Raw genomic sequence first — 5,332 nt, 5'->3', positions numbered from 1 at the left:
GTGGTTCGACAGGATGGGTCTGGTGCGTCTCTCATAACCTCAATCTCTCGAACCGCCCGGTGCGGACCCGCATGCCGGGTGGTGTGGCAGGGGCGCGGCCTATGAAGGCCGCCCCCTATGCCGATTTTTGATTGAGGACGTGCCTTTTTTTTCGGCTAAGCGTCGAAAGCCGGTCAATGCGCGTTACTGCGCACGAAACTCTTTACCGGGGCCTTGCATGAGCTTTATTCAAAGTAATCTGATCCACCTGGTGGCGGTCTGCTGGTTCGTTGTCTGCTGGGGTGGCTACACCCGCTATGCTACCTGGAAGGGCCGTGATACTGCGTGCCTGGCCAGCGTACTGCACCTGTACCGCGAAGACTGGATGCGTCGCTTGCTGATGCGTGACAACCGCATCGCCGATGCCAGCGTGATCGCCAACCTTGAGCGCAACGCCTCCTTCTTCGCCTCCAGTACCCTGATCATCCTCGCCGGTATTCTCACCGTGCTAGGTGCCTCCGATCGCGCCGTGTCGCTGCTGGCTGACCTGCCGCTGGTCCAGCAGGCCACCCAGGGTATGTCGGAAATCAAGCTGCTGTGCCTGGCCACGGTGTTTGTCTATGCCTTTTTCACCTTCAGCTGGTGCATGCGGCAGTACAACTTCGCTGCCGTGCTGGTGGGGTCGGCGCCGATGATCGGCGAGCGTCATGTCACCGAGATGGAGCGCAAGGCATTCGCCCAGCGTGCCGCCCGGGTCATCTCCATGGCCGCCAACCAGTTCAACTTTGGCTTACGCTCTTATTATTTCGGCATGGCCATGCTCAGTTGGTTTATCAGCCCCTGGTTGTTCATGCTGATGAGTGCTGGCGTTGTCCTGGTACTGTATCGGCGCGAGTTTCACTCTGATGTGCTGGATGTGATGGTATATACCCCGACCGAGGCGCCGGTGGTCGAAGCAGGCAAAGAGAATGTTATTAACTGAAGCGTTAAAGCTTTAATTAAGGCAGATATAAAAAAACCCGACAATCGTCGGGTTTTTTTATTCCAGTGTGCTTGCTTACTTGGCAGGCTCGGCTGGAGCAGCAGGAGCGGCTTCTTCAGCGGCTTTCTGTTGCGCTTCAGCACTGTCTTTGGCAGCTTCAGCGGTTTCTTTTGCGGCCTCGTTCACTTTATCCTGAGCTTCGTCCATCTTCTGCTGGGCGTTCTCGGTGTGTTGCGCAGCATCCTGAGCCTTGTCTTCGCTGGCTTTATCGCAAGCAGCGAGACCCAGGGCGGCGGCCAGCATTACGGCAAAAGCAAAAGGTTTACGCATGGGGTGTTTCTCCTTGGGGAAATAAGTTACTTGTTCCTTTGAGCTCAAGTAACGGATAGAAGTTCCGCGTAGGTTACAGATATATAAGTATTGGATCCATATAGACTTTTTTCTAGGCTTGTGCATTGCATCAATAACCACAAGGGCCTTAATGATATGAGTGAGACGCCATTGATGGCCATGGCTGAGCGATTTCTTTCTGCACTGCGCCATTGCCAGGTATTACAGATGCGGGTGCAGCATGCCGATGCTCAGGGAATGACCCTGGTGCTGCCTTATTCGCCGAAAATCGTCGGTAACCCCCAGACCGGGGCCATTCACGGTGGCGCGCTGACCACCCTGATGGACACCACCTGCGGCATGGCCACGCTCTGTGCGCTGGCTGAGTTCGAGGTCTGCCCGACCCTTGACCTGCGCATCGACTATATGCACCCGGCCAAGGCCGGGCTGGACATATACGGCCACGCCCAGTGTTACCGGGTCACCCGCGACGTGATCTTTACTCGCGGCATGGCCTACCAGGACGATCCCGAGCAGCCGATTGCCCAGGTGGTGGGCACCTTTATGCGTCTGGGCAAGGATGTGAAGGGCGGGCTGAATTTTGGCAATGCTTTGAAGGGGCGTGCGCAATGATTCCTCCTCAGGTGCACCAGCAATTACGCCAGGCCCATGCTGAAGGTAACTACCAGCCGCTGTTGCAGCTGATTCCCTATGCGGGGCTGATCGGTATCCAATGCAGCCGCCAGGGCGATGATCTGCTGTTCTGCTTGCCGGCCAGTAAGGACAACATCGGCAACCCGTTGCTGCCGGCTATTCATGGTGGCGTGATTGCCGGTTTCATGGAGCTGTCGGCGGCACTGTACCTGCTGATTTTCACTGAGAGCGCGACGATTCCGAAAATCATCGATTTTTCCATCGACTACTTACGCGCTGGGCACTTTCGCGACACCTATGCCCGCTGTCAGCTCTGGCGCCAGGGGCGGCGGGTGACCAACGTGGCGATCACCGCCTGGCAAGGCAACCCGGATGAGCCGATTGCCACCGCACGCGCACATTTCAAGATAGAAGAAGTGCCCGCACCCTTGAAATAGCTTCTAGCGCCCCCATCTGCATGACATCCCGCTGTTAAAGCAGGTTTGGGCCGCTGTACCCGCCTGCCGAGCGACAACTGCCATCAGACTGGAGTGTTGAAGACCATGAGTGTGGAAACACAAAAAGAAACCCTGGGCTTCCAGACCGAGGTGAAGCAACTGCTGCACCTCATGATCCATTCCCTGTATTCGAACAAGGAAATCTTCCTTCGCGAACTGATTTCCAACGCTTCCGATGCGGTCGACAAACTGCGATTCGAAGCCCTGGCCAAGCCTGAGCTGCTCGAAGGCGGCGCCGAGCTGAAAATTCGCGTCAGCTTCGATAAAGACGCCAATACCGTCACCCTCGAAGACAACGGCATCGGCATGAGCCGCGAGGACGTGATCACGCACCTGGGTACTATCGCCAAGTCCGGCACTGCCGACTTCATGAAGAACCTCACCGGTGACCAGAAAAAAGACTCGCACCTGATCGGCCAGTTCGGTGTGGGCTTCTACTCGGCCTTCATCGTCGCCGACAAGGTTGACGTGTTCAGTCGCCGTGCCGGTGCACCGGCCACCGAAGGCGTGCACTGGTCCTCCAAGGGCGAAGGCAATTTCGAAGTTGCCACAGTGGACAAGGCCGAGCGCGGCACGCGTATCGTTCTGCACCTGAAAAAGGGTGAAGATGAATTCGCCGACGGCTGGCGCCTGCGCAACATCATCAAGAAGTACTCCGACCACATCGCCCTGCCGATCGAGCTGCCAAAACAGGTCGAAGCCGCTGAAGGTGAAGAGCAGCCGGCCGCAGAATGGGAAACCGTCAACCGTGCCAGCGCGCTGTGGACGCGTCCGCGTACCGAGATCAAGGACGAAGAATACCAGGAGTTCTACAAGCACATCGGTCACGATTTCGAGAACCCGCTGGCCTGGAGCCACAACAAGGTCGAAGGCAAACTTGAGTACAACTCGCTGCTGTACGTGCCGGCACGTGCGCCGTTCGACCTGTACCAGCGAGAAGCGCCTCGCGGCCTGAAGCTGTACGTTCAGCGTGTGTTCGTCATGGACCAGGCCGAGTCGTTCCTGCCGCTGTACCTGCGTTTCATCAAGGGCGTGGTCGATTCCAACGACCTGTCGCTGAACGTTTCGCGGGAAATCCTGCAGAAAGACCCGATCATCGATTCGATGAAATCGGCGCTGACCAAGCGCGTGCTGGACATGCTTGAAAAGCTGGCCAAGAACGAGCCTGAGCAATACAAGGGATTCTGGAAGAACTTCGGTCAGGTGATGAAAGAAGGCCCGGCCGAAGACTTCGCCAACAAAGAGAAGATTGCAGGCCTGCTGCGCTTTGCTTCCACCAGCGACGACAGCGGCGAGCAGAACGTGTCCCTGGCCGACTACCTGGCTCGTGCCAAGGAAGGTCAGGACAAGATCTACTTCCTTACCGGCGAATCCTACGCGCAGGTCAAGAACAGCCCGCACCTGGAAGTCTTCCGCAAGAAAGGCATCGAAGTGCTGCTGCTGACCGACCGTATCGACGAGTGGCTGATGAGCTACCTGAGCGAATTCGACGGCAAGAGCTTCGTCGACGTCGCCCGTGGTGACCTGGATCTGGGCAAGCTGGACTCCGAAGAGGACAAGAAGGCCCAGGAAGAAGTCGCCAAGGAAAAAGAAGGTCTGGTTGAGCGTTTGAAAGGTGCTCTGGGCGAAAGCGTCAGCGAAGTGCGAGTATCGCACCGCCTGACCGACTCGCCAGCGATCCTGGCCATTGGAGAACAGGACCTGGGCTTGCAGATGCGCCAGATCCTTGAAGCCAGCGGGCAGAAGGTGCCGGACTCCAAGCCGATCTTCGAATTCAACCCGGGCCATCCGCTGATCGAGAAGCTGGACAATGAGCAGAGCGAAGACCGTTTCGCGGACTTCTCGCACATCCTCTTCGATCAGGCCGCGCTGGCGGCGGGTGACAGCTTGAAGGATCCGGCGGCGTACGTTCGTCGCCTGAACAAGCTGCTGGTCGAATTGTCGGCTTAAGTAGACTCAGGAAAGCCCGCTTCGGCGGGCTTTTTTCATGGTGCAAGGAGGAGTGCATGAGCAAGGTTACCGTCGAATCGCTGGTCTATCATGTTGCCGGCAAAGCCTATGAGAGCCGCTTGTTCTATACCCAGGGTGCCAAAGAGCAGCCTGGTTTGCTGATGGCACCGAACTGGATGGGGGTTGGCGAAGGCGCCGAGCGGATTGCCAGAGAAGTTGCCGCCCAGGGGTACGTGGTGCTGCTCGCCGATATCTATGGGCAAACCCTGCGACCGTCGAACATGGATGAAGCGGGTGCGGCGATGACGCCGTTGAAGAATGACCGGGTCGAGTTGCGCAAGCGCTTGAAGGCAGGGCTGGATCAGCTGCTGGGACAATCGAAGGCGGTGCTGGAGCCGGGCAAGCTGGCCACCTTCGGCTTCTGCTTTGGCGGTTGCTGTGCACTGGAGCTGGCCCGCGAAGATAATCGTCTGCAGGCTGCGGTGTCTTTCCACGGTACCCTCGACACGCCGTTGCCGGCTCAGGAGGGCAAGGTCAAGGCTTCGATGCTGGTATTGCATGGTGCGGCTGATCCGTTCGTGCCAAAGGAGCAATTGCCGGCCTTCGAGGCTGAGATGGACGCGGCCAAGGTTGATTGGCAACTGGTCAGCTATGGCGGCGCGGTGCACTCGTTCACCGATACTGCAGCGAACATCCCCGGCAAAATGAAATACGACGCGCGCACCTCCAAGCGGGCGTTCCGGGCGATGTACAACTTGCTGGATGAAGTGTTCAAAGTCTGAAAGTTTCGCGGGCAAGCCCGCTCCCACCCCATTGAACTTTACTTGTGGGAGATCACCCAGCCCTCCGGGCTGCGCTGTCGCGCAGCAAACATGAAGTGCATGGCTTCAGGTCTGCAGCGGCGCTGACATTTTGAAAAGCAAAAGGCGGCTGGCCCGGT

The 5,332-nt window shown here is 57.8% G+C and carries 6 protein-coding genes; 5 read left to right on the top strand and 1 reads right to left on the bottom strand.

Going from position 1 to position 5,332, the window contains the following annotated elements; translation table 11 throughout:
* Nucleotides 1–217: 217 nt before the first annotated feature.
* On the top strand, nucleotides 218–961 hold the full coding sequence (locus ACRESH_RS24070; protein WP_431744321.1) for a DUF599 domain-containing protein: 744 nt from the start codon (nucleotides 218–220) through the stop codon (nucleotides 959–961).
* 75 nt (nucleotides 962–1,036) lie between these two features.
* On the opposite strand, the gene ACRESH_RS24065 is transcribed toward ACRESH_RS24070, so the two are convergent.
* Complete coding sequence (locus tag ACRESH_RS24065; RefSeq protein WP_431744320.1) at nucleotides 1,037–1,291, bottom strand: hypothetical protein; 255 nt, start codon at nucleotides 1,289–1,291, stop codon at nucleotides 1,037–1,039.
* 156 nt (nucleotides 1,292–1,447) lie between these two features.
* Between ACRESH_RS24065 and ACRESH_RS24060 the strand changes: the two genes are divergently transcribed.
* The 4 genes from ACRESH_RS24060 to ACRESH_RS24045 all read left to right on the top strand — a co-directional run bounded on the left by ACRESH_RS24060 (nucleotide 1,448) and on the right by ACRESH_RS24045 (nucleotide 5,174).
* Nucleotides 1,448–1,924: a PaaI family thioesterase gene (locus ACRESH_RS24060; RefSeq protein WP_431744319.1), complete on the top strand. Its 477-nt coding sequence runs from the start codon at nucleotides 1,448–1,450 to the stop codon at nucleotides 1,922–1,924.
* Nucleotides 1,921–2,382, top strand: a complete 462-nt coding sequence (locus tag ACRESH_RS24055) for a PaaI family thioesterase (protein ID WP_431744318.1) — start codon at nucleotides 1,921–1,923, stop codon at nucleotides 2,380–2,382. The genes ACRESH_RS24060 and ACRESH_RS24055 overlap by 4 nt, the downstream gene beginning before the upstream one ends.
* A 105-nt stretch (nucleotides 2,383–2,487) precedes the next feature.
* Nucleotides 2,488–4,392, top strand: coding sequence for a molecular chaperone HtpG (htpG, locus tag ACRESH_RS24050; protein ID WP_431744317.1), 1,905 nt, complete (start codon nucleotides 2,488–2,490; stop codon nucleotides 4,390–4,392).
* 56 nt (nucleotides 4,393–4,448) lie between these two features.
* A complete protein-coding gene (locus ACRESH_RS24045) occupies nucleotides 4,449–5,174 on the top strand; it encodes a dienelactone hydrolase family protein (RefSeq protein WP_431744316.1) in 726 nt (241 codons plus the stop codon).
* Nucleotides 5,175–5,332: the final 158 nt, after the last annotated feature.

It is taken from the genome of Pseudomonas sp., from assembly GCF_050739775.1.
Lineage (GTDB): Bacteria > Pseudomonadota > Gammaproteobacteria > Pseudomonadales > Pseudomonadaceae > Aquipseudomonas.
The sequence above is the reverse complement of the archived record's forward strand: the minus strand, read 5'-3'. Positions and strand labels throughout refer to the sequence as shown.